Annotated in this window: 28 protein-coding genes; 18 read left to right on the forward strand and 10 right to left on the reverse strand. The window is 71.5% G+C overall.

Annotated elements, in window-relative coordinates; translation table 11 throughout:
* Positions 1 to 15: 15 nt before the first annotated feature.
* Positions 16 to 423 (reverse strand): pyridoxamine 5'-phosphate oxidase family protein, encoded by a 408-nt coding sequence (locus CK206_RS02945; protein ID WP_069389236.1) that lies wholly within the window; start codon positions 421 to 423, stop codon positions 16 to 18.
* 105 nt (positions 424 to 528) lie between these two features.
* Here CK206_RS02945 and CK206_RS02950 point away from each other — a divergent pair, with 105 nt between their 5' ends.
* Complete coding sequence (locus CK206_RS02950; RefSeq protein WP_096905494.1) at positions 529 to 1,308, forward strand: SDR family NAD(P)-dependent oxidoreductase; 780 nt, start codon at positions 529 to 531, stop codon at positions 1,306 to 1,308.
* Positions 1,305 to 2,534: a cobalt-precorrin-6A reductase gene (locus CK206_RS02955; RefSeq protein ID WP_254050462.1), complete on the forward strand. Its 1,230-nt coding sequence runs from the start codon at positions 1,305 to 1,307 to the stop codon at positions 2,532 to 2,534. The genes CK206_RS02950 and CK206_RS02955 overlap by 4 nt, the downstream gene beginning before the upstream one ends.
* A gap of 41 nt (positions 2,535 to 2,575) precedes the next feature.
* Here CK206_RS02955 and CK206_RS02960 read toward each other — a convergent pair whose 3' ends face one another.
* Positions 2,576 to 3,508 carry a precorrin-3B synthase gene (locus CK206_RS02960; protein ID WP_096905495.1) on the reverse strand — a complete coding sequence of 311 codons (933 nt, stop codon included), beginning with the start codon at positions 3,506 to 3,508 and terminating at the stop codon, positions 2,576 to 2,578.
* A 69-nt stretch (positions 3,509 to 3,577) separates the two neighbouring features.
* Between CK206_RS02960 and CK206_RS02965 the strand changes: the two genes are divergently transcribed.
* The 3 genes from CK206_RS02965 to CK206_RS02975 are packed head-to-tail and all read left to right on the forward strand — an operon-like array spanning position 3,578 to position 6,858.
* Positions 3,578 to 4,483 (forward strand): amidohydrolase, encoded by a 906-nt coding sequence (locus tag CK206_RS02965; protein ID WP_096905496.1) that lies wholly within the window; start codon positions 3,578 to 3,580, stop codon positions 4,481 to 4,483.
* Positions 4,483 to 6,078 carry an apolipoprotein N-acyltransferase gene (gene lnt, locus CK206_RS02970; RefSeq protein WP_096905497.1) on the forward strand — a complete coding sequence of 532 codons (1,596 nt, stop codon included), beginning with the start codon at positions 4,483 to 4,485 and terminating at the stop codon, positions 6,076 to 6,078. The genes CK206_RS02965 and lnt overlap by 1 nt, the downstream gene beginning before the upstream one ends.
* Complete coding sequence (locus CK206_RS02975) at positions 6,079 to 6,858, forward strand: polyprenol monophosphomannose synthase (RefSeq protein ID WP_067714501.1); 780 nt, start codon at positions 6,079 to 6,081, stop codon at positions 6,856 to 6,858.
* 118 nt (positions 6,859 to 6,976) lie between these two features.
* Here CK206_RS02975 and CK206_RS02980 read toward each other — a convergent pair whose 3' ends face one another.
* A complete protein-coding gene (locus CK206_RS02980) occupies positions 6,977 to 7,321 on the reverse strand; it encodes an RNA polymerase-binding protein RbpA (RefSeq protein ID WP_067714504.1) in 345 nt (114 codons plus the stop codon).
* 157 nt (positions 7,322 to 7,478) lie between these two features.
* Here CK206_RS02980 and CK206_RS02985 point away from each other — a divergent pair, with 157 nt between their 5' ends.
* From CK206_RS02985 to CK206_RS03010, 6 genes are all read left to right on the forward strand, one after another.
* Positions 7,479 to 7,835, forward strand: a complete 357-nt coding sequence (locus CK206_RS02985; RefSeq protein WP_096905498.1) for a hypothetical protein — start codon at positions 7,479 to 7,481, stop codon at positions 7,833 to 7,835.
* On the forward strand, positions 7,832 to 9,580 hold the full coding sequence (locus CK206_RS02990) for an alpha/beta-hydrolase family protein (RefSeq protein WP_096905499.1): 1,749 nt from the start codon (positions 7,832 to 7,834) through the stop codon (positions 9,578 to 9,580). The genes CK206_RS02985 and CK206_RS02990 overlap by 4 nt, the downstream gene beginning before the upstream one ends.
* Before the next feature lie 67 nt (positions 9,581 to 9,647).
* Complete coding sequence (locus tag CK206_RS02995) at positions 9,648 to 12,002, forward strand: excinuclease ABC subunit UvrA (RefSeq protein WP_096905500.1); 2,355 nt, start codon at positions 9,648 to 9,650, stop codon at positions 12,000 to 12,002.
* A 29-nt stretch (positions 12,003 to 12,031) separates the two neighbouring features.
* Positions 12,032 to 12,475, forward strand: coding sequence for a PaaI family thioesterase (locus tag CK206_RS03000; RefSeq protein ID WP_096905501.1), 444 nt, complete (start codon positions 12,032 to 12,034; stop codon positions 12,473 to 12,475).
* A gap of 203 nt (positions 12,476 to 12,678) precedes the next feature.
* Positions 12,679 to 13,269: a pyridoxamine 5'-phosphate oxidase family protein gene (locus CK206_RS03005; RefSeq protein ID WP_096905502.1), complete on the forward strand. Its 591-nt coding sequence runs from the start codon at positions 12,679 to 12,681 to the stop codon at positions 13,267 to 13,269.
* A 9-nt stretch (positions 13,270 to 13,278) separates the two neighbouring features.
* A complete protein-coding gene (locus tag CK206_RS03010; protein WP_096905503.1) occupies positions 13,279 to 13,908 on the forward strand; it encodes a GyrI-like domain-containing protein in 630 nt (209 codons plus the stop codon).
* 2 nt (positions 13,909 to 13,910) lie between these two features.
* On the opposite strand, the gene CK206_RS03015 is transcribed toward CK206_RS03010, so the two are convergent.
* On the reverse strand, positions 13,911 to 14,357 hold the full coding sequence (locus CK206_RS03015) for a MarR family winged helix-turn-helix transcriptional regulator (protein ID WP_096905504.1): 447 nt from the start codon (positions 14,355 to 14,357) through the stop codon (positions 13,911 to 13,913).
* Positions 14,358 to 14,417: 60 nt separating this feature from the next.
* Between CK206_RS03015 and CK206_RS03020 the strand changes: the two genes are divergently transcribed.
* Together CK206_RS03020 and CK206_RS03025 are read left to right on the forward strand one after the other, a co-directional pair.
* Positions 14,418 to 14,894 carry a DoxX family membrane protein gene (locus CK206_RS03020; protein WP_096905505.1) on the forward strand — a complete coding sequence of 159 codons (477 nt, stop codon included), beginning with the start codon at positions 14,418 to 14,420 and terminating at the stop codon, positions 14,892 to 14,894.
* A 24-nt stretch (positions 14,895 to 14,918) separates the two neighbouring features.
* Positions 14,919 to 16,409 carry an amidase gene (locus tag CK206_RS03025; protein ID WP_096905506.1) on the forward strand — a complete coding sequence of 497 codons (1,491 nt, stop codon included), beginning with the start codon at positions 14,919 to 14,921 and terminating at the stop codon, positions 16,407 to 16,409.
* A gap of 535 nt (positions 16,410 to 16,944) precedes the next feature.
* Here the strand turns inward: CK206_RS03025 and CK206_RS03030 are convergent.
* Positions 16,945 to 17,325, reverse strand: coding sequence for an SRPBCC family protein (locus CK206_RS03030; RefSeq protein WP_096905507.1), 381 nt, complete (start codon positions 17,323 to 17,325; stop codon positions 16,945 to 16,947).
* A 284-nt stretch (positions 17,326 to 17,609) separates the two neighbouring features.
* The gene (locus tag CK206_RS03035; RefSeq protein WP_096905508.1) at positions 17,610 to 18,392 is read right to left on the reverse strand and encodes an alpha/beta fold hydrolase; all 783 of its coding nucleotides are present in this window, start codon (positions 18,390 to 18,392) and stop codon (positions 17,610 to 17,612) included.
* A 107-nt stretch (positions 18,393 to 18,499) separates the two neighbouring features.
* Between CK206_RS03035 and CK206_RS03040 the strand changes: the two genes are divergently transcribed.
* On the forward strand, positions 18,500 to 19,003 hold the full coding sequence (locus CK206_RS03040) for a DUF309 domain-containing protein (RefSeq protein WP_096905509.1): 504 nt from the start codon (positions 18,500 to 18,502) through the stop codon (positions 19,001 to 19,003).
* Positions 19,004 to 19,062: 59 nt separating this feature from the next.
* Here the strand turns inward: CK206_RS03040 and CK206_RS03045 are convergent, their stop codons facing one another.
* Complete coding sequence (locus CK206_RS03045) at positions 19,063 to 19,806, reverse strand: MBL fold metallo-hydrolase (RefSeq protein WP_069388883.1); 744 nt, start codon at positions 19,804 to 19,806, stop codon at positions 19,063 to 19,065.
* 155 nt (positions 19,807 to 19,961) lie between these two features.
* On the opposite strand from CK206_RS03045, the gene CK206_RS03050 reads away from it, so the two are divergent.
* From CK206_RS03050 to CK206_RS20235, 3 genes are all read left to right on the forward strand, one after another.
* On the forward strand, positions 19,962 to 21,392 hold the full coding sequence (locus CK206_RS03050) for an L-lactate permease (RefSeq protein ID WP_096905510.1): 1,431 nt from the start codon (positions 19,962 to 19,964) through the stop codon (positions 21,390 to 21,392).
* 56 nt (positions 21,393 to 21,448) lie between these two features.
* Positions 21,449 to 21,802, forward strand: coding sequence for a cupin (locus tag CK206_RS03055; protein ID WP_096907244.1), 354 nt, complete (start codon positions 21,449 to 21,451; stop codon positions 21,800 to 21,802).
* Positions 21,803 to 22,358: 556 nt separating this feature from the next.
* Positions 22,359 to 22,838, forward strand: a complete 480-nt coding sequence (locus CK206_RS20235) for an N-acetyltransferase (RefSeq protein WP_241742343.1) — start codon at positions 22,359 to 22,361, stop codon at positions 22,836 to 22,838.
* On the opposite strand, the gene CK206_RS03065 is transcribed toward CK206_RS20235, so the two are convergent.
* Positions 22,822 to 23,589, reverse strand: a complete 768-nt coding sequence (locus CK206_RS03065; protein ID WP_096905512.1) for a thioesterase family protein — start codon at positions 23,587 to 23,589, stop codon at positions 22,822 to 22,824. The genes CK206_RS20235 and CK206_RS03065 overlap by 17 nt on opposite strands.
* A gap of 64 nt (positions 23,590 to 23,653) precedes the next feature.
* Between CK206_RS03065 and CK206_RS03070 the strand changes: the two genes are divergently transcribed.
* On the forward strand, positions 23,654 to 24,136 hold the full coding sequence (locus CK206_RS03070) for a MaoC family dehydratase (protein WP_067717382.1): 483 nt from the start codon (positions 23,654 to 23,656) through the stop codon (positions 24,134 to 24,136).
* Positions 24,137 to 24,198: 62 nt separating this feature from the next.
* On the opposite strand, the gene CK206_RS03075 is transcribed toward CK206_RS03070, so the two are convergent.
* A complete protein-coding gene (locus CK206_RS03075) occupies positions 24,199 to 24,678 on the reverse strand; it encodes a nitroreductase family deazaflavin-dependent oxidoreductase (RefSeq protein ID WP_069388887.1) in 480 nt (159 codons plus the stop codon).
* 10 nt (positions 24,679 to 24,688) lie between these two features.
* Positions 24,689 to 26,029, reverse strand: a complete 1,341-nt coding sequence (locus CK206_RS03080; protein ID WP_069388888.1) for a class I SAM-dependent methyltransferase — start codon at positions 26,027 to 26,029, stop codon at positions 24,689 to 24,691.
* Between the last annotated feature and the right edge of the window lie 96 nt (positions 26,030 to 26,125).

Here is a 26,125-nt window from a genome sequence, read left to right on the forward strand (position 1 = left end):
CGCCCGGCCGCGGTGTCAGTCGCCGGTGAACATCTGCTTGGAGCCCAGGACGCGATCCACCTCGATCGCCAACACCACCCTCTCGGGGTTCGGACTCGGCTCGCGGTACCGCAGCGCGTAGCGGCGCTCGCCCTCGCGGACCGAGTCGGGATCCTCGAGTAGGCGGATTGTGCCCTCGAAGGTGAGCCACCGTCCGCGGTCGACGTGCGAGACCGCCGCGCGGCCGCCACGCCGGGCGTTGGCCGCCTTCTGCGATCCCCGCCGGGTGATGACGCGCGCCAGCCCGCCCTCCACGTCGATCGTGAAGCCCACGGCGACCACGTGGGGCGAACCGTCGCGCCGGAGTGTGGTCAGGCTGCCGAGGTGGTATTCGGACAGGAACCGGTGTGCCTCGTCAGAGAGTTCTGCCATCGAGTGGGCCATGACGCCGAGCCTGCCACAGTGAACTGACTGCAGTGAGCCGGCCGCAGTGAGCGGACCGCAGTAAGCCGACGCAGAGCGCGACGCGGTACGTGGGACACTGGGCCCATGCCCACATCCGCAACCCCGTCGTCCCGGTCCGAATCCGGCGGTGAGGTCGTGGTGGTCTTCGGTGGCCGCAGCGAGATCGGTCTGGCCGTCGCCCACCGCCTCGCACCCGGCCGCACCGTCGTGCTCGCGAGCCGCCCCGGTGGCGACGTCTCCGCGCTCGAGGCCCCACTCCGGACCGCGGGCGCCGTCGCGGTGGAGCTCGTGGACTTCGACGCCGACGACCTCGACTCGCACGCCGCGATCGTGGCGGACATCGAGACCCGGGTCGGGGAGATCGACATCGCCGTCCTGGCGTTCGGCATCCTGGGCGACCAGGAGGTGGCCGAGCGCGATTCCCGGGCCGCGGCCCGCATCCTGCATACCGACTTCGTGGCGCAGGCGGCGCTTCTCACGGTCCTCGCCGAGCGGATGAAGCCCCGTCGCCGCGGGGTTCTCGTGGCGTTCTCCTCGGTCGCCGGGCAGCGGGTCAGGCGCGCCAACTACGTGTACGGATCGGCCAAGGCGGGACTCGACGGGTTTGCCTCCGGCATGGCCGACGCCCTGCACGGCACGGGCGTCACGCTGGTGATCCCGCGTCCGGGCTTCGTGATCGGCCGGATGACCGAGGGCATGGACCCCGCCCCGTTCTCGTCCACGCCGGACCAGGTGGCGGACGCGGTGGTCGACCGGGTGGAGTCGCGCACGGCGGATGTGGTGTGGATCCCGTGGCAGCTGCGCGTGATGTTCGCCGTCGCACGGCTCGTCCCGCAGCCGATCTGGAGGCGGATGCCGCGGTGAGCGCTCCACCCCGGTCGGGCGCCGACCCGGCCGCCGTACACCTTGTCGGCACCGGTCCCGGCCCCGTCGATCTGCTCACCGTCCGCGCCTCCCGACTCATCGCCATGAGCGGCACCGTCCTGGCGGAGCCGGGTCCGATCGGCCCTGGGGCGCTGAGACTGTGCCCGTCGACGGCCCTGGTCATCGACGCCTCAGCGCTGTCGCCGACGGACGCCGCCGCGAGGATGCGTGAGGCCGTCGACCGCGGCGACCGGGTCGTCCGGCTCTATCCGGGCGATCCCACGGACCACCCCGAGCTGCCGGCCCACACCGGCGCCCTCGACGCCGAGGGGATCAGCTGGGAACTCGTGCCCGGCATTCGTTCCGGCGCCCCTGTCGAGGCCCTCCGGGACGCGCGGCCCGCGCCCGCCCCGGAGGCCCCGCGGTCTCAGCCCGTCGCCCCGCCCGCGACCGCGATGCCGGGAGGCTCGCCCGGCCTGATCCTGGTGCTGGGGGGCACGGGCGAGGCCCGTCGACTCGCCGACCTCATGGTCACCGCCGGGCTGGACGTCGTCACCTCGCTGGCGGGCAAGGTCACGCGGCCGAGACTCCCCCGTGGGGAGGTGCGGATCGGTGGCTTCGGAGGTGCGGAGGGGTTGACCCACTGGATGCGCGAGAACGGCGTCAGCGCCGTCATCGACGCGACCGACCCGTTCGCCGACCAGATCTCGGAGTCCGCGGTCCACGCCGCGCGCGAGACGGCCACGCCGCTGCTCCGCCTGCACCGCCCGCCGTGGACCGAGCAGGCGGGCGACGAGTGGATCCGCGTCCCGGACATGCAGACCGCGGCCCACGTAGTGCGGGAGCGTTTCCGCCGGCCGATGCTCACGGTCGGCAAGCAGGGCGCGTCCGCGTTCGCCGGGGACACCCGGGGGTCGTATCTCATCCGGTGCTCCGAGCCGCCCCCCGGGGCGCTGCCGCACCGCTACCTGCTGGTATTGGACCGGGGCCCCTTCGGGGTGGAGTCCGAGCGGACGCTAATGTCCCGCCACCGGATCGACGTGCTGGTCACCCGCAACAGCGGCGGAGCCACCTCCGAGGCCAAGCTCGCCGCCGCCCGCGACCTGCGCATACCGGTGGTGATGGTGGACCGGCCCGAGACCCCGCAGGCCCCTCGGGTCCCTGAGACCGTGCACTCCGTCGAGGACGCCGCCCGCTGGCTGGTCGAGCGGTTCGGCGCGCGCTAAGCCTGCCCAACTGCTGAGCCGACCTCACCACAGAACCGACCTCACGGGAAAGCCGTCACCCAGGGCGATTCGGCGTCGAAGATCATCCCCATCGGTGCCAGCACCCGCACCACCTGCTCCGCCATCGGTTCGGTGAGTTCGTGCAGGCCGATGACCGGGTCGGCCGAGACGGTGGTCGGACGCTCCACCGCGCCGAGAAATTCGGCGAGTCGGGCGGGAACGACGCCGTCGGGCACCACGGCGAGCAGGCTCACCAGCCCGTCGGCGGTGTCGATCCAGCCCACCCTCGGCACGTCTACATCGGTAGCAGGAGGGGACGTCGGGTCGACGGGAGCGGGGATGGTCCGGGGGTGGGATCCCAGGGCGTCGACGACGAGCTGGTGCAGGTCGCCGGACCCGGGCACTCGCGTCGGTCCCGCCGAACCGGTGAGCTTCACGGCCGCGTCGACCAGCACGGTGGCGGCGTCGGCCACCGCGACCCGGAGCGGGACGGGGTGACCGGCGACGTGGACCCGCGCGCCGCCGTCGGACCCGTCCACCGCCACCGCCAGGTCGGGGGAGTGCGCCAGGACGTCGCCCGACCCGTCGTCGATCCCGAACAGCACCTGCCCGTGCAGGGCGTCAGCCGCGTCGCGGGCGAGCAGCGCGGCCCCGAGCCCCGTCGGCAGGTCGCCGACGTCGTGATGCCCGCCGAGCCGGCCGGCCAGAGGAGAGGCGATGATGTCGCGTCCCCTGGGGTGGGCGACTGCCTCGGGCAGGCCCGCGGCCTCGAGGTCCCGCACCGCGAGATCGATCGGATCCCGGTCCGCGCCCACGATCCGGGCTGCGCCCCCGGCCGTGAGCTGGATGCCGCCGCGATGTCCGGCCGCGAGCTCCGCCAGGGCGGTCCAGTGCTCGGGGCGCAGCCGGCCGCCGGGAAAGCGCAGGGTGTCCCCGGGTCGGGACGACCCGGCCGCGTGGTGGGAGTCGTTCATGAGCACCCAGCGTAGGCGCGGGGGGTGGGCGGCCGGGCCGCCGGTCGGTGCTCGGGGATAATCGCCCGCATGACCGCTTTCCTGGCTACCGGGGGCCGCGTGCTCACGCCCGCCTCACGAGACGCAACCGCCCTGACACACGAGAACGGGCTCATCGTGTGGGCCGGCTCGGATGCCCCGGGCCCCGCCCTGTTCCCGGGTGCCGAGCAGGTCGACCTGGAGGGGGACTGGGTGGCCCCGGCGTTCGTCGAGTGCCTCCCCGAGGGCCTCGACCCGGCGGTCGCGGCCGCCGGCGGCGTGGTGCCCGCCGGTCTGCCGCGCGCACACGGGCTCGAGGAGGTCGAGGAGCGGGTGCGTGCGGGGGAGCGGGTGGTGCTCGACGACACCGTCGACCCGGCGCGCCTCGCGACCGAACTCACCCGCCTCGCCACCGAACTCGGCGGGCCGGCGGTCGCCCGGTGCATCCCGGTCCTCGTCGGTGGGGCCGGGGCCGGGAACGCGGACGGCGACACGCTCGCCGCCCTGGCCGCCGTGGGCACGGTGAGCCTGTTGCACCCGCTCGTCGATGACCTGACGGGGATCGACCTCGTGCGCATCGCCGCCTCCGGCGTGGCACTGGCCGCGTCCACCCGGGCCGGTGACGAGGTCCGGCCGTGGGACGCCCTGCGGGCCCTGACCTCCGTCGAGGGCGGCCGTGGCCTGTCCCCGCGGGCGGCGTTCACCGCGACCACCCGGGGCGCACACCGGGCGGCCGGCGCGCGCGACGGCACGGCGGGCACCCTCACCCCGGGCACGGCGGCCACCTTCGCGAGGTGGCGGACCGGGGAGCTGGCCGTGATCGCCGCGGACGACGCCGTCCAGCGGTGGTCCACGGACCCGCGCTCCGGAGTTCCTCCGATGCCGGATCTCACCGGACCCGACCCCGTTCTGCGCGCGCTCGTCGTGGACGGCCTGCCCGCCGGCCCCGCGACCTGATGCCCCTGCTCACCAGGCTGGCCTTCGCGGCTGCCGCCGGGGCGCTGCTGGCGGCCTCGTTCCCCCCGGTGGGTCTGTGGTGGACGGCGCTTCTCGCGATTGCCCTCCTCGTCGTCGTCCTGTCCCCGTCCGGCGCCTCCACGGTCCGGCCGCGCACCGGCGCGCTCCTCGGGTTCACCTCCGGCCTGGTCTTCTTCCTCCTCCTGGTGCCGTGGGTGGGCCTGTACGTGGGCGCCTACGCCTCGTGGGGCCTGTCGCTGGTCGAGGCGCTGTACCTCGCCGCGTTCGGCGCCGGCGCCGCGGTCATCCTCCGGGCCGGCCTGGACCCCGGCAACCGGCGCGGCCCGCGTGCGGTCGGCGCCGTGCTCGGGGTGGCCGGCTGGTGGTCGCTGTGGGAGTGGGTCCGCTCGTCCTGGCCCTGGGGCGGCTTCCCGTGGGGACGGCTGGCGTTCGGCCAGGCCGACGGGCCGCTGCTACCGCTGGCGTCCCTGGGCGGCACCCCGCTGGTCGGGTTCGCGGTGGCGTCGATGGGGGCGGCGATCGGCGTCGCCGTCCTGCTCCTCGCCCGCCGTGACCGACCCGTCCGCGCCGCCACCGGCCTGCTCACGGTGCCCCTGGTGACCGCGGGCCTGGTCGCCGTCGCGTCCCTCGCCCCGACCGGCGACGAGCCCACCGACACCGTCGAGGTCGCCGTGATCCAGGGCAACGTCCCGCGCCTCGGCCTGGACTTCAACGCCCAACGCCGCGCGGTGCTCGAGAACCACCTGCGCGTCACCGCCGAGTACGCCGACGATGTCGAGGCCGGCACCGAGGCCCCGCCGGACTTCGTGCTGTGGCCGGAGAACGCCTCCGACATCTCGCCGCTGGCCGACCGCCTCGCCGCCGCCCAGATCACCGCCCTGTCCCGACGCCTGGACGCACCGATCCTCGTGGGCACCGTCCTGCCCACCGGCGAGGGCCGCGAAGCCCACAACTCCTACCTCGTGTGGGACGGCCGTTCCTCCGACCCCGCCGAGGGCCCGGTGGTCGACCGCCACGACAAGAAGTACATCCAACCGTTCGGCGAGTGGCTCCCGCTCCGCGAACCGCTCGAGGCGCTGTTCCCGATCGCCCGGACCGCCGGGCACTTCATCCCCGGCGACGGCGACCACGTCGTCACCGCGGGCGGGGTGGACCTGGGCGTGGCCATCTGCTTCGAGGTCGCCTTCGACGCCGCCGCCCGCGAGCCCGTCTCCCGCGGCGCGCAGATCCTCACCGTCCCCACCAACAACGCCACCTTCGGCCGCTCACCCATGACGTACCAGCAACTCGCGATGTCCCGGGTGCGGGCCGTGGAGCACGACGTGCCCGTGCTGATCGCCGCGACCAGCGGGGTCAGCGCCGTCATCGGCCCCGACGGCGACGTCCGCGCCGAGAGCGGCATCTTCGAGCCCGCGGTGCTGGCGGCGCAGGTCGAGGTGGGCGGGGCCGGTACGATGGCAACCCGACTGGGTGGCATCCCGCAGGCGGTGAGCTGCCTCATCGGGCTCGTCGCACTGGCATGGGCGCTGGTCCGCACCCGGCAACGAGCCGCGACCCGAACCGAGGAGAAGTAAGTGACCGATCCGACGACGCCGGGCCGACACGCGCCGTCCGCGCGCACCCTGGTGATCATCCCTACCTACGACGAGCGGGACAACCTGCCCGGCGTGGTGGAGCGGTTGCTGGCCGCGGCCCCCGAGGTCTCGGTCCTCATCGCCGACGACAACAGCCCCGACGGCACCGGCGAGGTGGCCGACCGGCTCGCCACCGAGGACCCGCGCGGGCGCATCACCGTGATGCACCGCGAGGGCAAGCAGGGGCTCGGGGCCGCGTACATCGCCGGGTTCCGCTGGGGTCTCGAGCGCGGGTACACCGTGCTCGTGGAAATGGACGCCGACGGCAGCCACCCGCCCGAGCGGCTCCCCGCGATGCTCGCCGCCGTCGACGGCGGCGCCGACCTGGCGATCGGCTCCCGCTACGTCCCCGGCGGCGCGGTGGTCAACTGGCCGTGGCAGCGCCACGTCATCTCCCGCGGCGGCAACGTCTACTCCCGGGTCATGCTGGGCGTGGGCATCAAGGACATCACCGCCGGCTACCGCGCCTACCGGGCCGACGCCCTGGCCGAGCTGGACCTCGACGCCATCGAGTCCAAGGGCTACTGCTTCCAGATCGACATGACGTGGCGCCTGCTGAACAACGGGCGCCGGGTCACGGAGGTGCCCATCACCTTCACCGAGCGCACCGTCGGTCAGTCCAAGATGAGCGAGTCGATCTTCCGCGAGGCCGCGGTCAACGTGGCCCGCTGGGGCTGGGAGAAGCGTCGACACCAGCTCAAGGGCCTCGTCGGCCGCTGACCCGGTGCGCGCCGGCTCCGGCCGCACACCGACCCCGGACACAGGAGAACGCCCCGGCCCTGCGGGGCCGGGGCGTTCCGGTGCCACCGGGTGATATCCGGTGACCGCTCGGTACTACCTACCGCGCACCGGCGCGGCGCCGCTTCTTGAGCAGGTCCATCCGCTCCTTGAGCAGCTCCTCGAGCTCCTCCAGGGAGCGACGCTCGAGCAGCATGTCCCAGTGGGTACGCGGCGGCTTGCCCTTCTTGACCTCGACCGCGGGGCCGTCGATGAGCTGGCCCTCCTGGCCGTTCTTGCACATCCAGGCGCCGGGGATCTCGGCGTCATCGGCGAACGGGACCTCGTAGACCTCGCCGTTGGGGGTCTGGTACCGCGCCATGCGGCGCGGCGCGAGGTCGGTGTCCCGGTCGGTCTCGTAGCTCACCGCACCGAGGCGGCTGCCCCTGAGGACTCGATCTGCCATGCGAACTCCTTCTGCCGTGTTCGTCTGCGTCAATTCATGCGGATCGACACGACGCTGCGTGGTTCCTGCTTGTGTCAACGCCAGGGGAACCCCCAAATGTTCCCACGTCCCGACACCACGGGCCACCCCGGGGGCGCCGCTGGGTAACCTCACACCCGTGGAACCCGACGCCCGACCCGAGCCGACCGCGCCCCGGAGGGGCGAGGCCTCGTGCGCCTGGTGCGGCCGTCCCGTGGACGAGGGCGGGACCGGGCGCCGGCGCCGCTACTGCCGGCGGTCCTGCCGGCAGCGGGCCTACGAGCAGCGCCGGTCGCTCCGGATGCAGGACCTGCCCGAGGGCACGGTCGTACTCACGGAGGCCGAATCGACCGACCTGATGGACCGCATGTTCCAGCTGCGCTGCGCCTGCGAGGATCTGCGGACCGCCATCGCCGAGGGCGAGGACCCCGCCGAGCTGGCCCGCATGTCCCAAGAGCTCGTGGCGGCGGCGAGACGGGCCGAGCGCCTGCGGTGAGCGAGGACGGAGAGGCCGGTCGGCCGACAGCGGGGACCACGCCCGTCGCCGCGCTCCGGACGTGGTGGGAACGGTGGCGCCCCTCGGTCACCGGCCTCATCGTGGCCGCGCTGGCGGCGTGGGTCTCGCTCATGCCGTCCCTGCTGCCGCGGGCCTGGTACTACCAGGGGGTGGTCACCGGCGTGTCAATGCTGGTGGGCTACGGGGTCGGCGTTGCACTGAGGACCCTCTGGCGGCGGGTCGTGGCGCCCCGCATCACCCTCCACCCCGACCTCCTCGCGTTCGGTGACCGTCTCCTGGCCTTCGCCCGTCTGTCCGCCCCGTACATCCTGGTGGTCTACCTCATCACGGCCACGGCCACGGCGATCCGCTGGCAGGACCAGGTCTCCGATCTGGTGCGCTCACCCCGCCCGCCCTGGGCGGACTACATGAAGATCCCGTGGGTCGCCCTGGCGATCTTCCTGGGGCTCCTCATCGCAGCCCGCGGCGTCCGGGCGGGGTACCGGTGGCTGGCCCGCGCGGTGGGCCGCAGGTTCGGCGTGGGGGAGTACACCGCCCGGCTCACGGGCGTCGTGATGGTGGCCGTGCTCGCGCTCGGCGTGGTGCAGGGCGTGGTGCCGCGCCTGTTCTTCGGCGGCGCCAACCGGATCTACAGCGGGCAGAACAACGAGTACCTCCCCGGCGCGCGACCGCCGTCGGCGCCGGAGCGATCCGGGTCCCCGGGGTCGGTCGTGGACTTCGGGGACCTGGGCCTGCAGGGCCGACGGTTCGTGAGCGGCGGCCTCGACGGGGAGCGACTGGGGGATCTGTTGGGCGAGAACGCACCCGAGCCGATCCGGGCGTACGCCGGTCTGGAGTCCGCGCCGACCGACGACGAGCGTTCAGCGCTGGTGGTGGAGGAGTTGGAGCGGACCCGGGCCTGGGAACGTGAGTCGGTGGTGATCGTCCCGACCACCGGCACCGGGTGGATCAACCCCCATGCGGCTCAGGCCATCGAACTGCTCTCCGGTGGCGACGTGGCGATCGTGGGCACCCAGTACTCGTACCTGCCGAGCTGGATCTCGTTCCTCGCCGACCGCGAGAAGGCGGAGGCGGCGGGCCGGTCACTGATCGAGGCGGTGGTGACCTGGCGCGACTCCCTCCCACCGGGTCGGCCGCAACCGAAGCTGTACGTCTACGGCGAGAGCCTGGGCACCCGGGCCGGGGAGGCGGCGTTCTCCGGCATCCGCGATATCCGGGCGACGGTGGACGGGGTGCTCTGGGTCGGTCCACCCAACTCGAACCACATCTGGCACGCGCTCGTACAGCGGCGCGACCCCGGTACCCCGGTCACCGAGCCGGTGTACGCGGACGGCCTGCTGGTGAGGTTCTCGGAGGATCCCGCGGAGTTCCGCGACGACGACACCCCGTGGATCCCGCCGCACGTCCTGTACGTCCAGCACGCGACCGACCCGGTGGTGTGGTGGACCCCGGATCTGCTGTTCGACCGCCCCGCGTGGCTGGCCGAACCGCCCGGCAAGGGCCGACATCCGGGCATGTTCTACATGCCCGTGTTGACCCTGTTCCAGGTGACCGCGGACCTCGGAAACGCGATCGGCGGGTCGCAGGGCTACGGCCACCTGTACGACCATCAGATCCTCGACGGATGGGCGGCCGCGACGGGACGCGAGGGATGGGACGACGACGAGTTCCAGCGGTTCGCCCGACTGCACGCCACCGCGATGGAGCAGCAGGACCGCGGCTGACGCCCTTTCCCGCCGGGGGCCCGCGGTCTAACGTTGCCGCTGAGCGGACAGGCTGAGGAGACCCGGGATGAGCGCCCACACGGCAGACACGCACGACACCATCCGCGTCCTCGGCGCGCGGGAGAACAACCTCCGGTCGATCGACGTGGATCTGCCCAAGCGGCGGCTCACGGTGTTCACCGGCGTCTCCGGATCCGGCAAGAGCTCGCTGGTGTTCTCGACCATCGCGGCGGAGTCGCAGCGGATGATCAACGAGACCTACAGCGCGTTCCTCCAGGGCTTCATGCCCACCCTGGCGCGGCCGGACGTGGACGTGCTGGAGGGGTTGACCACGGCGATCGTCGTGGACCAGGAGCGGATGGGCTCCGACCCCCGCTCCACGGTCGGCACCGCCACGGACACCGGGGCGATGCTGCGGATCCTGTTCAGCCGTCTCGCGCAGCCGAGGATCGGCGGCCCCAAGGCGTACTCCTTCAACGTCGCGTCCGCCTCCGGGGTCGGCACACTGAAGAAGGCCGACGGAACCTGGCAGAAGGCCGAGTTCTCCATCACCGGCGGGATGTGCGTCCGCTGCGAGGGTCGCGGATCAGTCTCCGATTTCGACGTCGACGCGCTGGTGGACCGCTCCAAGTCCCTGTCCGAGGGCGCGATCACCGTCCCCGGATACTCGATGGACGGCTGGTACGGCCGCATCTACTCCGGCTCCGGGTTCTTCGACATGGACAAACCGGTGGGGGAGTTCACCGATCGGGAGATGCACGACCTGCTGCGTAAGGAGCCGGTCAAGGTCAAGGCCGACGGCATCAACGTCACCTTCGAGGGCCTGATCCCCAAGATCCAGAAGTCGATGCTGTCCAAGGACGTCGAGGCGATGCAGCCCCACATCCGCGCGTTCGTCGAGCGGGCCGTTGTCTTCACCCCCTGCCCCGAGTGCGACGGCACCCGGCTCAACGAGGGGGCCCGGTCCTCCCGGATCGGGGAGAGAAACATCGCCGACGTCTCGGCGATGCAGATCACCGATCTGGCCGAGTGGCTGCGCGGTCTCGACGAACCGTCGGTCACGCCGCTACTGGATGCGCTGCAGCACACGCTCGACTCATTCGTGGAGATCGGCCTGGGGTACCTGTCGCTCGACCGCCCCGCGGGCACTTTGTCAGGCGGCGAGGCACAGCGGGTCAAGATGATCCGCCACCTCGGTTCCGCCCTGACCGACGTCACCTACGTGTTCGACGAGCCGTCGATCGGCCTGCACCCCCACGACATCCAACGCATGAACGGGCTGCTCCTGCGGCTGCGCGACAAGGGCAACACGGTCCTGGTGGTGGAGCACAAGCCGGAGACCATCGCGATCGCCGACCACGTCGTCGACCTCGGACCCGGCGCCGGCTCCGAAGGCGGTCGGATCTGCTTCGAGGGATCGGTCAGCGGGCTCCGCGGGAGCGACACCGTCACCGGCCGGCATCTCGACGACCGCGCCGCACTGAAGGACAGCGTGCGGGCGGCCACCGGGCGGATCGAGGTGCGTGGCGCGACAGCCCACAACGTGCGAGGCGTGGATGTGGACATCCCCCTCGGGGTGCTGTGCGTGGTGACCGGCGTGGCCGGATCGGGCAAGAGTTCGCTCATCCACGGCTCGGTGTCGCCTCGCGACGGGGTGGTGGCGATCGACCAGGCCGCCATCCGCGGGTCGCGGCGCAGTAATCCGGCGACCTACACGGGACTCCTCGAACCCATCAGGAAGGCGTTCGCCAAGGCCAACGGCGTCAAGCCGGCGCTGTTCAGCCCGAACTCCGAGGGCGCGTGTCCCACCTGCAAGGGCGCGGGCGTGATCTACAGCGACCTGGCCATGATGGCCGGCGTCGCGACGACGTGCGACGACTGTGAGGGCAGGCGCTTTCAGGCCGAGGTGCTCGAGTACCGGTTCGGTGGCCGGAACATCGGCGAGGTGCTGGCGATGTCCGTCGCACAGGCCGAGGAGTTCTTCGCCGGGGGAGAGGCGCGGATCCCCGCCGCGCACAAGATCCTCGTCCGGCTCCGCGACGTCGGTCTGGGCTACATCCGTCTCGGCCAACCCCTGACCACGCTGTCCGGTGGCGAGCGGCAGCGGCTCAAGCTGGCCGCCCAGATGGCCGACAAGGCCGAGGTCTACGTGCTGGACGAACCGACCACCGGCCTGCACCTGGCCGACGTCGCGACCCTGCTGGCGATGCTCGACCGGCTGGTCGACGCCGGGAAGTCGGTGATCGTGATCGAACACCACCAGGCGGTGATGGCCCACGCGGACTGGATCATCGACCTCGGCCCCGGGGCCGGGCACGACGGGGGTCGGGTCGTGTTCGAAGGCACCCCGGCAGATCTCGTCGCCGCAGCCTCCACTCTCACCGGGGAGCATCTGGCGGAGTACGTGGCTGCGGCGACCTAGCCGGTGCCGGTAGCGGGTAGAAAGACCCCATGATCGATTCCGGCGGGTTCCCCGATGCCAGTTCCTCCGACGCTAGCGCCTTCGTCCGCGCCTCCGGGCTCGTCGTCGACGGGGTGACGACCACCTCGCTGCGCGGCCACGCGGAACTGGGGGAGGAGCACCTCACCGCGTGGGGAACGGTCCACGGCGGCGTCTACGCGAGCATCGTGGAGTCCGCCGGCGGCGCGGGAGCCGGATTCGCGGTCGCTGACCGGGGGCAGATCGCGGTCGGCGTGCACAACGGCACCGATTTCCTCCGTCCGTCCACCGGCGGGCGGGTCGAGGTGACCGCCCACGCGCTGTTCCAGGGCCGCAGCCAGCAGCTGTGGGATGTCGTGATCAGCCAGGCCGAGGGTGGAGCCGTGCTCGCGCGGGGCCAACTCCGGCTGCAGAACGTGCCCAGGCCGGACACCGCCGCCACTCCCGGACGCTGAGCACTTAGCCGAGCTGCGCTCCGATGCGTCGGCACTGTTCACGGATACGCACGTCGACGGGTTGGTCGACGTCGTGCGCGGTCACTCCGTCCTTCCGAATCGCTTGTGCAGCGCCTGTGTGCTGACGCCGAGCACCATGCCGATCGACGCCCAGCTCATGCCCTGCAGCCTGGCGTGCCGCACCGCAACCTATATTGACGACCATGGCAGCCAATCACTACCCGGGGATCGCGTACGGACCGGCGGTGCGGGCCCGGCAGGACGCCGTGGGGGTCACCCTCCCCGTCGACACCGGCGACTTCGCCCTCGAGGGCACAGATGTCGCCCTGATCCGGAGCGCCGACCACTTCTCCCTCTCGACGGTCACCGAGTCGGGCTGGCCGTACGCGCAGCACCGCGGCGGCCCGGCGGGATTCGTGCACGTCGTCGACGACACGACACTCGCCTGGGCCGAGTTCCCGGGCAACCACCAATACCTCTCCACGGGCAACGTGGATCACGACGGACGCGTCTGCCTGCTCTTCGTCGACTACCCGACCCGCCGGCGGTTGAAGGTCTTCGGTCACGCGCGGACGGTCGAGCCTGACGCCGACCCCGAGCTGATCGACCGGCTCCGGGCCATGGGGGAGAAGCAGTACTCCGGCCGCGTGGAACGCGCGATCGTGGTGGACGTCGTGGCCGCTGACGCCAACTGCAGTAAGCACATCACCCCACGGTGGAACCGCCGGTACATCGACGAGTTGACCGCGGTGTACCGACGCCGGATCGAGGAACTGCAGGCCGAATCGGCGTAGCCTGCTGCCATGGTCGGCGACCCACCCAACTTCGACATCAAACGAGAGCGCAGGGACCTCTACGGCGGTAAGGCCGGCCGATTCGACCTGGTCGAGGTGCCGCCGATGCGGTTTCTCATGGTCGACGGGCGGGGAGATCCCAATACCGCCCGAGAGTACCGAACCGCGGTCGAGGCGCTGTACGCCACGTCCTACGCCGTGCGCGCGGCGGCCCGGACCGTGCTGGGACGGGTCTACACGGTGGGCCCGCTCGAGGGCCTCTGGTACGCCGACGACCCGCAGGTGTTCACGGCCCGCGACAAGGCCGCCTGGAGTTGGACGATGATGATCTGGCAGCCGGACTGGGTCACCCCGGACATCCTGTCCGCCGCCATGGAGAAGGTGACGACGACGAAGGTGCCGGACGCCCGCGAGCGGGTGCGGTTCGACGGGTATGCCGAGGGGTCGGCGGTGCAGACGCTGCACGTGGGCCCCTACGACGACGAGGGCCCGATCATCGCGCGGATGCACGAGGAGATCATCCCCTCACGAGGGGCGACCCCGTCGGGCCACCACCACGAGATCTACCTCTCGGACCCCCGCAGGTCCGATCCCGCCAGACTCAGGACGATCCTGCGTCAGCCGATCACCATCGGCTGACGCTACTGATCGCCGCGATCGACTCCTTCGAGCGAGGTCACGAGACGCTGGGCCAGGGTCCGCAGCTGGACGAGGTCCTCCTGCGGCATGTCCACCCTGTCCAGCAGGGAACACTGGATCGTCTCGGCTTCGGCGCGCAGCCGCCCGCCGGCCTCGGTGAGGTGCACGTGGACACTCCTCCCGTCGCCGACGGAGCGGGACCGCTCGACCAGTCCGGCATGCTCCAGCCGTGCGAGCAGAGGGGAGACGGTGCCCGAGTCGAGGAGTAGTCGGTCGCCCAACTGGCGGACCGTCAGCCCGTCCTCCTCCCACAACACGAGCAGGGCGAGGTACTGCGGATAGGTGAGGCCGACCGACGCCAGGGCGTGGCGGTAGGCCGACGTCGAGGCGCGGGAGGCGGCGTAGAGGGCGAAGCAGACTTGCTCTTCCAGTCGGAGATCGGGATCCATCACCCGAGTATCGCCCATTTTTAGGTTGCGCTCAATTAAGTTGTGCGCAACACTACCCCCATGGACAAACTCGACCGGCCCCTGAAGAACTCGCGATCCCGCACACCGGTGCGCCGCCGCAGTGCGGGCGAGGTGGTCCGACATCTCGGACGATGGGCCCTCGGCGCCGCCCTTCTCGGGGCGGGGACCGGGCACCTGACCACCATGCGCGAGGAGTTCCAGGCACAGGTCCCGACGTGGGTCCCACTCGACCCGGACTTCGTGGTCGTCGCCTCCGGCGTGGTGGAACTCGGACTCGGCGCGGCGCTCATCCTCGCACCGGCGCGATACCGGCCGGCGGTGGGCGGCGTGACGGCGGCGTTCTTCGTCGCGATCTTCCCCGGCAACATCTCTCAGTACGTGACGGGCACGGACGCGTTCGGACTCGACAGCGACCGCGCACGCCTCGTGCGGTTGTTCTTCCAGCCCGTCCTCGTCGCGTGGGCCCTGTGGTCCACGGGCGCCTGGCGCGCCTGGCGGAACCGGAACAATCGCTGATCGCGCTGCGTAGACTCCGGCCCCATGCGCTTTGACGAGTTCCGAAGTCACGATGCCCTCGGTCTCGCCGCCCTCGTGCGGCAGGGCGAGGTCACCCCGGGCGACCTGCTCGACGCGTCGATCCAGCGCGCCGACGGTGTCAATCCGCGACTCAACGCGATCGTGCGCCGGCTGGACGGGCCGGCTCGCGCCCGGGCGACCGAGGAGCTGTCGGGCCCGTTCGCCGGGGTGCCGTTCCTCCTCAAAGATCTCGGTCAGGACTACCGGGGAACACCCACCAGTGGCGGGTCGCGTCCACTGGCCGACGTACCGGCGACCGAGCACGCGACCGTGGTCCGGCGGTGGTTGGACGCTGGCCTGGTGGTCTTCGGCAAGACCAACACCCCGGAGTTCGGGGCCAAGGGAATCACGGAGCCCGAACTGTTCGGCCCCGCCAGGAACCCATGGGACACCAGCCGCAGCCCCGGGGGCTCCTCGGGCGGGTCCGCCGCCGCGGTCGCAGCCGGCATCGTCCCGGTCGCCGGGGCGAGCGACGGCGGCGGTTCGATCCGCATCCCGGCCGCGTGCTGCGGGCTCGTCGGCCTCAAACCCGGCCGCGGACTGGTCCCGATGGGGCCCGCGCGCGGCGAGGCGATGCACGGCGCGGCCACCAATGGCGTCATCTCGCGGTCGGTTCGCGACTCGGCTGCGATGCTGGACGTCCTGATGGGAGGGGAGCCGGGCGGGCCGTACGTCCCGGCCACCCCGTCGGAGTCGTTCCGGTCCCAGGTGGGGGCGGACCCCGGACGTCTGCGGATCGGCGTGTGCACCGCGTCCTCGATCAACTCGTCACCCCACCCTCAGGCTCTCGCCGCTGTCGAGACCGCCGCCAGAGCGCTCGAGGATCTCGGCCACCGCGTCGACATCCTCGAGTCACAACCCGTGGACGACCTGGCTCTGGCCCGCGATTTCCTCACCAGCTGGTTCGCCTACCTCGCGTGGTCGGTCGAGGACACCAAGCGCCGGACGGGGTGCGCAGACCGGGACTTCGAGACGGACACGCGGATCGTGGCGGCACTCGGCCGGGCGCAGAGCAGCGTGGACTATCTCGATGCCGTGATGCGGCGGGATCAGTACGTCGGCGAACTCACCAGCTTCTTCGAGGGCTACGACTTGCTCATGACGCCGACGCTCGCAGATCTCCCGCCCCACATCGGCGCGCTGGACACCCCGCCGCTCGCGCGTCGCGCGGCGACCGCGTTGCTCGCGACGCGCACAGCTCCGCTGCTGCGGTACTCGGGATTCGTGGAGTCGCTCATCGACGCCAACCTGAGCTGGGTGCCGTACACCCAGCTGGCCAACCTGACCGGTCGGCCGGCGCTGTCGCTCCCGCTGCACTGGACGCCCGAGGGCGTCCCCATGGGGGTGCACTTCACCGCCGGACTCGGGGGCGAGTCGATGCTGCTGCGTCTGGCCGGCCAGCTGGAGCAGGCACTGCCGTGGACTGACAGGCAGCCGGCGGCTCTGGGCGGATGACCCCGCAGGCGTACTGCGTCGGGGACACCCGCCCCCGAAACGTCACAGTGTCGAATCGGAGCTGACTGGCGGGACCACCGGCAACAGTGGCGGATAGATGCCGCGAGGCCCAGGTGCGGATTCGCACGGTAAACCGACGATGTCCACGACCCGGGGCCTCGCAACGAACGACGGCGACGGATCGCCGCCGGGGAACTCAGGCCATTGCAGAACTCAGGTCATGTCCGCCGGGAGGACACTGAGGAGCCACTGGTAGAGATCCACCAGAGGGTTGTGGATGAGCATGAAAGCGTTCTCGACTGATCCGCGCATGATGTCGCACCTTTCTCTACCGAGCGACACGGTCTCGCCTCAGTGACCATTCGTGGCAGTGTGCACGGCGGATGGTGACGAACTCCGGAAGCTTCTCACCGGACCACCCACTCCCGAAGTGCCGATAATCTACATTATGTAAAGTTCGAATACCGCTGTCCCATCCCCATCGGCGCGGTGGTCACATGCCACCGTCCTGCTGCGCGATCCACGCCGACGCCTCTCAGTGAGCTCGTTCGACGGAGATCCGTTCGATGCGCGGCAGCGCGATCGCCAGCACCGGCAGGTATCCCGCCGCCCAGACCGGAGCACCGAAGCTGAGGACACAACCACCCGGTACCTCGATCACCTCGTGCCGGGTAGCGCTCACTCCTGCCACCTTCCACACCCAGAGCCGCCGCTCCACGAACTCGGTGATCTCGAAGGGCAGGGACAGCCCCACCGCGGTCGTGACCGTCCCTCGCGCGCCGCCCGTCAGGCCGGAGTCACCGTCGATCCGCGCCCCTGAGACGGTGGGCCCCCATCGCGGCCAGGTCTGCACATCGGTGATGACTGACCACACCGTCTCCGCATCCACGTGCATCCGCAGTTCGGTCGTCCACATCCCTCGGCGGAACGCACTTCGCATTCTCAGCACCGAACTCAGCGCAGCGAAACTCGGTGCAGTGGAACTCAATGCAATGGCGGACGCGAGGTGTTTCATCGTCCGGCCCGGCTGTTCGACTCCCGGGCTTCTCCACCCCCGCCTCGCGGTGGGCTACTCCTCCACGTTGATGGCGGTCTCCCCCGGTCGCGCGTGTGACGCATCATCCGCCCATGGTGGCAGAGCTTCGTGCGGGCGCAACCGCCCATGGTGCTCACCACACCACTACCGCGGAATGCGCCGGGTCAATTGGTCCGGTCCAGAATGAGCCGACTCGCTTCGCGGGGCGCGTCCCATTGCGGGAAGTGGCCGCACCTATCGAACCAGTGCAGTGTCGCGTCGGGGAACGCGCGGGCGGCTCGCCGGGCCTGGGCCGGGAGTGTCACCAGATCGCGACGCCCCCACCCGATGGTGACCCGTCCCGGGACCGTGCCCGCGGGGGCACCCTGCTGCGGGGGGCCCTTCGTGAGCGCGTCCATCGCCGGGCCCGTCGCCGGTGCGTCCGCCAGCCCGGCCACGTCAGGCAGCACGGTCTGTGCCGACAGCGCCCATGGCCGCGCCGACAACTGCGCCAGCACGGCGGTCCGACTCATCGGATTGCCCAGGAGTGCCGGGAGCGCTCCGCGCACAGCGCTGACCAGGGCGATCGACGGCCGCAGGGTGGCGCTGAAGATCGCCAGCTCGCGATCACTCCAGAATCCGCCGGGGTCCAGCGCCACGGTGTCGCCACCGACGCCGCGCCGGGCCAGCTCGAGAACGATCCGCCCACCCATCGACTGTCCGGCCGTGGACACCCCGTCCAGACCCGTCTCCTCGATGAACCGGGCGACGGCGTCAGCCAGCGCCGCTATGGACACCTCACCCTCCAGCGGTGGGGACTCACCGAAACCCGGCAGGTCGACAGCGATGACCTCGCGACGCGCTGCCAGATCGTCGATGATGGGTTCCCACGATCGCCACCCCGCGCCGAGTCCGTGCACGAGAAGTAGAGGGCTCCCCTGCCCGCGTCGAACATGATGCAACGTCATGGGACAAGCCTACGGAGCGCGCGCGGAGGAGAGCGCGCGCGACGTGTCACGATCGGGGCCCGTGTCCGAGGTGGCCGGCCGTCGTCAACAGATGAGACGATGGCGCCATGCGCACCCCACCCGGCATGGACCGTGATCGCGACGAAGACGGCCGCGCGCGCAATTCGCGCCCTCGCGATGAACTCGGTCGGCCATTGCCGATCGGCAGCGTCGGTGTCGAGCGTATCCCCGAGGATCTCGATCTGCCCCCCGCCCGATCGCTGGAATGGGCACAGGATCTGCTGGACCGCGGCCTCGCGTTCAATGCCCACGAAGTTCTCGAGGGTGCCTGGAAGGCCAGTCCCGATGACGAGCGCATGCTCTGGCAGGGCCTGGCCCAGTTGGCGGTCGGCATCACCCATATCCAGCGCGGCAACACCAAGGGGGCATTGTCGCTGCTCGCCCGTGCCGCCGAACGTATCGGCCACGGCGGCGGCCCCGCGCCTCACGGGATCGATGCGACCGGGTTGATTTCCCACGCTGACGCACTCATCGCCACCGTCGAGGGGGGCGACGAGCCCTCTCCGGATCAGCTGACGCCGCGGCTGCGCGTCCCGTCAGCTCTCCCCTGACCTCCGCCAGACACTCCTCCCCTCGGGTCTCCCTGCTCTCGTGCGGTGATGCGCTCTGATCAGTGTTCGCCGACGGCGCGGGCGTGTCCGACCGCGGCGTCGACTCCGTGGGTCCAGGGGTCCCCGTGGCCGGGCAGGACGGTCGAGGCCCCGGTGGCGGCGACCGGGCCGAGAGACTCCATCGCGCGGGCGGTGTCGGCCGTGGCCGCCGAGGCGACGATCTGCGGTCCCGTGGCGCCGGTGTACGGGTCCAGGGTGACCAGGGCGTCCCCGCTGATGACCGTGTCCCGGTCGGGTAGGTGCAGGATGCAGTGTCCTCCGGTGTGCCCGGGGGCGAACATCGCCACGGGACGACCCGGGACGTCGAGAGCGGGACCCACCGGTAGCTCCTCGGTGTCCTCGACCCCCTTGATCGTGAGAGCGCCGGCCATGGCCATCCTTCCGAGCACGGGAAGCGACCGGGGATGGGTGAACGGGTACAGGAAGCGGTTGCGCTGGGGTGTGTAGCTGTAGGGGTGCGCGGCCAGGTGTCCGTCCGCGGGGTGCACCAGCACCGGCACCTCCAGCTCGACCCGGGCGCGCCGTGCGAAGCCGACGTGGTCGAAGTGCCCGTGGGTGAGTACGAGAGCCCGCACGTCAGCGGGACCACGGCCCAGCCGACGGAGTGTCTCGGTCATGAGGTCCCACATGCTCGGCAGGCCGGCGTCGACGAGGGTCACCCCGTCATCGTCCTCCACGAGATAACAGTTGACGTGGGCATGCGCCAGGCGGTGGACCCGGTCGGCGACTTCGGTGGCGTCCACGGTGCTCCTCTCCGTCGGTGTCTCGGGGGGTCGGCCGCGGATCGCGTCGACGTCTCACCCGCCCGCGGTTGCGCCCGCAGGTGTGTGACGAGGCTGCTCGCCGTCCGGCGCTCTCGCAACCGCTGGCCCCGGGCCACCTGGGTAGGTTGGGTGCAGTGAGCGCTCTCGTGCAGACCGGCGCCGCCGTCGCGCCGGTCGTGGTGGTCCTGGCCCTGTTGGCGCTCCGCTCCCCCTCTCTCCTGGCGGGAAGCGCCGGCCTGGTGGCCGCGCTCGTCGGTGCGATCACCGTTTTCCGGCCCGACGACGACGAGGTCCTCGCCTCACTGGCGCAACTCGGGCCGACGGTCCTCGAGGTCGCTCTCATCCTCCTCGGCGGCGTCCTGTTGGCCACCGCCCTGTCGGCGACCGGGAGCAGGGATCACATCGCCGGATGGCTCGAACGAGTCGGCTCCGGCGACGACCGGGTGCCCGCGATCCTGCTGCTGGTCTTCGGGTTGACCCCGTTCATGGAGTCGGTCACCGGCTTCGGACTCGGCGTGGTGATCACCGCCCCGCTTCTCGTCCGGATGGGACTGTCGCCGGTGAAGGCCGTCGTCACGGGGTTGCTCGGGTTGGTCCTGGTCCCGTGGGGCTCCCTCGGCCCCGGCACCCTCGTGGCCGCGGAGCTCGGCGGTCAGGACGTCGCGGAACTCGGATACTGGTCGGCTCTCCTGACCCTGCCGGTCCTCCTCGTGAGCATGACGACCGTCCTCGTCGTCGTCTCCACCCGGCCCTCCGCGCGCCACGTGGTTCTCGGCGCCGCCGTCGTCGTGACCCAGTGGGCCGCCCTCGTCGCGGCCAACGCGGCGGTCGGCGTCCCCCCGTCGGGCATCCTCGCCTCGACCGCCGTGATCGCCCTCCTCCTGGGGGTCGGGCGCGCCCGGCACGGCGTTCTCCCCGCGGTCACCGCCGAGCTCGGACGCGCACTCATCCCGTTCGCGGTCCTGCTCGCGGGGATCCTCGGCGCCAGCGCCGTGCTCGCCCTCGCCGGCGCCCCGGCCGGGACGGGATGGCTCACCTCCCCCGCCCTCTGGGTGAACGTCGCGGCCCTCGTCGCGCTCCGCGTCTACACCACACCGGGCCCGCCCGTGACAAACCTGGTCCGGACGGCGCTGGCGACGTGGGTCCCCGTAGCGGGCAACGCCATCGTGTTCATGTCCATCGGCGTCGTCATGGCCGCCGCCGGGATGGCCGCCCACCTCGCCGATCTCGCGTCCGGGTTCGGACCTGCGTCACTGGCCGGCATCCCGGCCATCGGGGCGCTGGGCGGCTACCTCACCGGTACCAACACCGGCGCGGCGGCCATGTTCTCCTCCGCCACCTCCGGCGCCGCGACCGGGCTGGGAGCCGACAGCCTCGTCACTCTCGCCGGCCAGAACGTCGGCGGGTCGTTCGCCATCATCGTCTCGCCCCCGCGCGTCGCCCTGGCCGTCGGCTTGGTCATGGCCGGACACACCCGGCTCCCCGGCGCCGCCACCCGGACGCTGGCCACCGCCGTCGTGGCCGCCACGATCATGCTCTGCGCGGCGGTCGCCGTCCTGGCGTAGGGTGCGGACCACGCGACCCAAGAGGCAGTTCACACCGAGAGGCAGTGAGTTCCACCATGAACCATGTGACCGAGACCGCCGACCGCATCCTCGCCCGCGCGAAGGAGTCCGCACACGGACGCCACGCCGAGATCCTCGTTCGCGAGGGGCCGCTCCGGCAGTCCCTGCTCGCGCTGACGGAGGGCACCGAACTCGAGGAGCACAACTCTCCCCCGGCCGCGAGCCTCTACCTCCTCAAGGGCGCCGTCCGCGTCACGGGCGAGGGGGACACCGACATCGCCGCTGGCGAACTGCACACACTCACCCACCACCGCCACGCCGTCACCGCGCTCGCCGATTCCGTCTTCCTCCTGACGACGGTCACCAGCATCGCCGGCCAGGGCAGCTACGACGAACCCGCCACTCCCTGACCACCCGCGCCACATCCCGACCACCCGCGCCACAGTCTGACCACTTTGCCTCTGCTGCACCCTGGCGCGGACGGTGGACGCGGCGGATACTCGTCCCATGCGCACCCGGCACCTGGGCGTGGTCATCCGCCGCTCCCCCGACGAGGTCTACGCCCTCGCCGCCGACCCCGCCCACCTGCCGTCGTGGGCGGCCGGACTCGCGGCGGGTGAGGTGCGATCCGACGGCGACATTCTCGTCGTCAACTCCCCCACGGGCGAGGTCCGCGTCCGGTTCGCGCCCACCAACGCGTTCGGTGTCCTGGACCACGAGGTCACACTCCCCGACGGGACGGTCACCCTCAACCCGCTGCGGGTCCTCCCCCACCCGCACGGGAGCGAGGTGGTGTTCACCCTGCGCAGAACCGACGGCGGCGACGACGAGGACGACGTCGAACGGGACGCCGCCGCCGTGGCCGAGGATCTCGACCGCCTGCGCCAGTTACTCGACACGGCCGCACCATCTGTAGAGGACACTGCGCAGGCCCCGGCGCGTCCTGCCGAACCGGCGAAGATCCGCATGGCCACGCCCGCGGACGCGGAGTCACTGGGGCGCCTGCTGTTCGACTTCAACACCGAATTCGGCGCGGAGACCCCGGACGGCCCCACCGCCGCCGCCCGATTCGAGTACCTGCTGCGCCGGGACGACGTCCTGGCGGTCCTCGCTCGAGTCGGCTCGGATATCGGCGGCGAGAACACGGCGGACATCGGGTTCGCGTTCCTCACCCTGCGCCCCACCCCCCTGTGGGACGGTCCGCTGGCACAGCTCGAGGAACTCTACGTCCGTCATGACCTCCGCGGGAACGGGGTGGGGACCGCGCTGCTGGCCCGCGCCGTCGACGAGGTGCGGTCCCGCGGCAGCGAGGAGATACTCATCAACGTGGACACCGACGACGCCGGTGCCCGTCGGTTCTACGAACGGCACGGGTTCTCCGACCGCGACCCCGACACCGGCTCCGGCATGCGGTGCTATCTCCGACAGCTCACGGTCGGACTGTGAGCGACTGGGCGACGGTCCCCAACGGTCCGGCCTCATCGTGGATCACGCTCGACGTCAGCCCCAGTCCGCCGGGCCCGAAGGTCACACGGGTGTCGAACCCCAGCCACTCGCCTGCCGGCGGGCGGGTGAGGTGCGCGGTGAGGTCGATGTTCGGATAGTGCACCGACGTCGGATCGGCCCGGACCGCCATCCCGTTGGCGATATCGAACAGCGCGGCCATCCGCGCCAGTGCGCTGACATCCTCGCCGGTCAGGAGTGGGACGCCGGTGCGGACCCAGTACCGCGACCGGCCGGGGCCGTCGCTGATCCGCCGGACCTCGACCGAGGCGAGGTACCCCCCGCGCCAGATCGTGGTGGGGTCCCACGGCTCCATCCGCTCCGGCGGCGGGATCGGGTCGAATCCGGCGCCCTCGATCGCCTCGGTATCGCGGGGCTGCTGCAGCCACGCCCGCAGTCGGATGCCGGTGCGCTCGCCGTGCCCACAGGTGGCCTCGACCAACTCGATGGTGCGCCCCGGTCGGACGACCTCCACCCGGATGTCCATGATGTCCATCGGCACCACACCGAGCAGTTCGTAGGACAGGCGGGACACCACCATGGGATCGTCGCGACGAGCGGCGAGGTCGAGCTCGACGGCGTGGACGAGCAGACCGAGTGCGGGCCCGATGTGCTGCGTTGACTCGTCCCAGGCTCCGCCCACGTGCTCGGTCGGGCGGAATCTGCCCGGCCCGAGACGATCGAAGTACGCCATCTCCGTCCTCCAGTCGGTGAGTGGTGATTAACTAAAAAGCGTACACACCGACGTGGGAGAGACGATGCAGGACGAGACGTACGACGAGTTCACCGCCCCGATCGACGACAGGTACCTCGAGGACTACACCGAGGGCGCGAGGTACCGGTTCGGTGAGGAGTCGGTCGACGCCGACGAGATCATGGAGTTCGCGCGTCGGTACGACCCGCAGAGCATCCACACCGATCCCGAGGCGGCCGCCGCCGGCCCGTTCGGCGGACTCATCGCCAGCGGGTGGCAGACCGCCGCACTGATGATGCGCCTGTTCGCGGACAACTACCTGACCAGCGTGGCGAGCCTGGCCTCCCCCGGCATCGACGAACTGAGGTGGGTGCGCCCGCTGCGGCCGGGCGACCGTCTGACCCTGCTCTGCGAGACCACCGAGGTCCGACCGTCCAGGACCAAGCCGGACCGCGGCGTGCTCACCACCGATGTCACGCTGGTCAACCAGGACGGGGATCCGATCCTCACCGCCACCGCGATGAACATGGTCGCCCGTCGCGGATGACCCGGGCCGCCCGGCGCGGACGTGACTACAGACCCCGGCCCCACCCGGGGCCGCCCCCGCGGCTACAGACGGGGGGTGAGGTGGAAGACGGGTAGTTCGCGGCTGGTGCGCCGAGCGTAGATCTCGTAGTTCGGCCAGACACGGGCCGCCGCCGACCATGCCGAGTCCCGCTGGTCACCGGTCAATTCACGGACGTCCACGACCAGCCTCGCGCCGTAGACCGAGATCTCGACCTCGCCCTCGGCGGCGGCCCGGAGATTATGGACCCAGGCCGGGGTCTTCTGCCCACCCCAGTTCGACCCGACGACGACCAGCCCGTTCCCCCACGACGCGCACAACAGCGGCGTGCTGCGTGGTGCGCCGCTCTTGCGACCAGGGACGTGCAGGGTCAGAGTGGGCAGCCCCGCGACCCGGAGAAGCGGCACCCGCCCGCGGGTGACCCGGTCGAGCCACCGGTCCACCGTCACGACAAGGTGAGAGTTCTCCCGGGTGGCGTCCTGTCGGCCGAACCACACGGCGATCGGGGTGAGGATGTTGCCCATGGGGCAAACCCTATGTCGTGCGCCCGTCCGCGCGCCGCCGGACCGCCTCACCGGCCGTCGCGAGCAGCTGAACCGACTCGACCCATCCACTGCGGAGCCCGGTCTCCAAGGCCGCCAGGTGGAACGACCACATCCGTCGGTAGACGGCGTCGAACCCCAGCGCGGCGGCATCGCGTCCGCGCTGCGCGAACGTCTCCGACCACAGGCGCACGGTCTCCGCATGATGAGCGGTGATCTCCACCCGCCCCCGGAGCGTCAGACAGGGCGCCCGGTCGACCATCTCGACGAGTTCCGACCACCCCACCGGGGGCCCCGCCTCGGACACGTAACGGGACTCCCACGCGGCCAGCTCCACGACCGCCGGGGTGGGCCGACCCGGTGAGACCGTCGTCTGGAGGGCGAGACGGCCCCCCGGGCCGAGAAGCCGGGCGGCCACGGCGAGGACCTCGGCGTGCCCGGCGGATCCGGCGGTGATGCCGGGGTCCACCGCGACGACGGAGTCGACCGCGCCCGCGACTTCCGACGGCGCTCCGAGGAACAGCGAGATCTCCTCGTCGAGACCTGCCGCGGTGAACCTCGACCCGAGCGTCGCCAGTCTCTCCGTCGACGATGTCATGGTTCGGACGTGCGCCCCGCGCTCGGCAGCCCTCATGGGCAGTTCGCCCCACCCCGGTGTGGCGACCAGGGCACGGGTCCCCTCCCCGATCCCGGCCAGCGTCAACAGGGTGTCCGCGGCCCGGCGTTGGGCGTCGCCGAGGTCGGTGCGGTGCGGCGGAGCCGCCGGCGCTTCGAGGCGTACCACCTCGGTCCCGTCGTCCAACCGGGCACGGGTGCGCGCTCCGGAAGCGAACACTGCACCCGCGGTCGACATCGTCTCGTCCGTGTACAGCGAGGTCAGCGCGCCGGGGACCGAATCCTCCAGTTCCACGGCGACCGGCCCGCCACGCCGACGACCGCCACCGGCGGGGCCGCGACCCTCCCGGCCGTACGCGCGTTCACCAGGGTGCGCGCAGTCGGCGTTCGAGGCGATCCACGGGGCCAGCACCGCAATGGCGGCACACAGGTCCGGAGTGGCCCAGTCGCCCGCCATGAACGACTCGCCGAGCCCCACCACGCCAGCGTCCGCCAGCCGGGCCCAGAAGTGATCGGGTTCGCGCAGTACCACGCGCACCGGGGCGTCGTACTCTCCGGCCGCCGACGAATCGGGGTAGTCGATCCGCACCCCGAGCTCGCGCGCCGACCGCCGGAGCGCCTGGGCGACGAGCGCCGAGGGCTGTCCCCCCGGTCCGGACGGTGGCGCGAGCGCGGGCCAGCGTTCGAGGTCGACGGTCTGCGGTTCGACTCTGACCACCCTGTCCCTCCCTCCGGGGCTCTCGTCAAGTGGACGGTACCGTCGCCTGCGCGTCCGCCCGGTCAGGCGCGGCGGGGGGCCACCCACCCGCGTGCG

The organism is Dietzia sp. WMMA184 (genome assembly GCF_002441635.1).
GTDB classification, from domain to species: domain Bacteria; phylum Actinomycetota; class Actinomycetes; order Mycobacteriales; family Mycobacteriaceae; genus Dietzia; species Dietzia kunjamensis.

Coding starts and splice junctions, on each gene's coding strand:
- CK206_RS02945 (WP_069389236.1), bottom strand. CDS start 423: ATGGCCCACTCGATGGCAGAACTCTCTGACGAGGCACACCGGTTCCTG.
- CK206_RS02950 (WP_096905494.1), top strand. CDS start 529: ATGCCCACATCCGCAACCCCGTCGTCCCGGTCCGAATCCGGCGGTGAG.
- CK206_RS02960 (WP_096905495.1), bottom strand. CDS start 3,508: ATGAACGACTCCCACCACGCGGCCGGGTCGTCCCGACCCGGGGACACC.
- CK206_RS02965 (WP_096905496.1), top strand. CDS start 3,578: ATGACCGCTTTCCTGGCTACCGGGGGCCGCGTGCTCACGCCCGCCTCA.
- lnt (WP_096905497.1), top strand. CDS start 4,483: ATGCCCCTGCTCACCAGGCTGGCCTTCGCGGCTGCCGCCGGGGCGCTG.
- CK206_RS02980 (WP_067714504.1), bottom strand. CDS start 7,321: ATGGCAGATCGAGTCCTCAGGGGCAGCCGCCTCGGTGCGGTGAGCTAC.
- CK206_RS02995 (WP_096905500.1), top strand. CDS start 9,648: ATGAGCGCCCACACGGCAGACACGCACGACACCATCCGCGTCCTCGGC.
- CK206_RS03000 (WP_096905501.1), top strand. CDS start 12,032: ATGATCGATTCCGGCGGGTTCCCCGATGCCAGTTCCTCCGACGCTAGC.
- CK206_RS03005 (WP_096905502.1), top strand. CDS start 12,679: ATGGCAGCCAATCACTACCCGGGGATCGCGTACGGACCGGCGGTGCGG.
- CK206_RS03010 (WP_096905503.1), top strand. CDS start 13,279: ATGGTCGGCGACCCACCCAACTTCGACATCAAACGAGAGCGCAGGGAC.
- CK206_RS03015 (WP_096905504.1), bottom strand. CDS start 14,357: ATGGATCCCGATCTCCGACTGGAAGAGCAAGTCTGCTTCGCCCTCTAC.
- CK206_RS03020 (WP_096905505.1), top strand. CDS start 14,418: ATGGACAAACTCGACCGGCCCCTGAAGAACTCGCGATCCCGCACACCG.
- CK206_RS03025 (WP_096905506.1), top strand. CDS start 14,919: ATGCGCTTTGACGAGTTCCGAAGTCACGATGCCCTCGGTCTCGCCGCC.
- CK206_RS03030 (WP_096905507.1), bottom strand. CDS start 17,325: ATGTGGACGACCGAACTGCGGATGCACGTGGATGCGGAGACGGTGTGG.
- CK206_RS03035 (WP_096905508.1), bottom strand. CDS start 18,392: ATGACGTTGCATCATGTTCGACGCGGGCAGGGGAGCCCTCTACTTCTC.
- CK206_RS03040 (WP_096905509.1), top strand. CDS start 18,500: ATGCGCACCCCACCCGGCATGGACCGTGATCGCGACGAAGACGGCCGC.
- CK206_RS03055 (WP_096907244.1), top strand. CDS start 21,449: ATGAACCATGTGACCGAGACCGCCGACCGCATCCTCGCCCGCGCGAAG.
- CK206_RS20235 (WP_241742343.1), top strand. CDS start 22,359: ATGGCCACGCCCGCGGACGCGGAGTCACTGGGGCGCCTGCTGTTCGAC.
- CK206_RS03065 (WP_096905512.1), bottom strand. CDS start 23,589: ATGGCGTACTTCGATCGTCTCGGGCCGGGCAGATTCCGCCCGACCGAG.
- CK206_RS03070 (WP_067717382.1), top strand. CDS start 23,654: ATGCAGGACGAGACGTACGACGAGTTCACCGCCCCGATCGACGACAGG.
- CK206_RS03075 (WP_069388887.1), bottom strand. CDS start 24,678: ATGGGCAACATCCTCACCCCGATCGCCGTGTGGTTCGGCCGACAGGAC.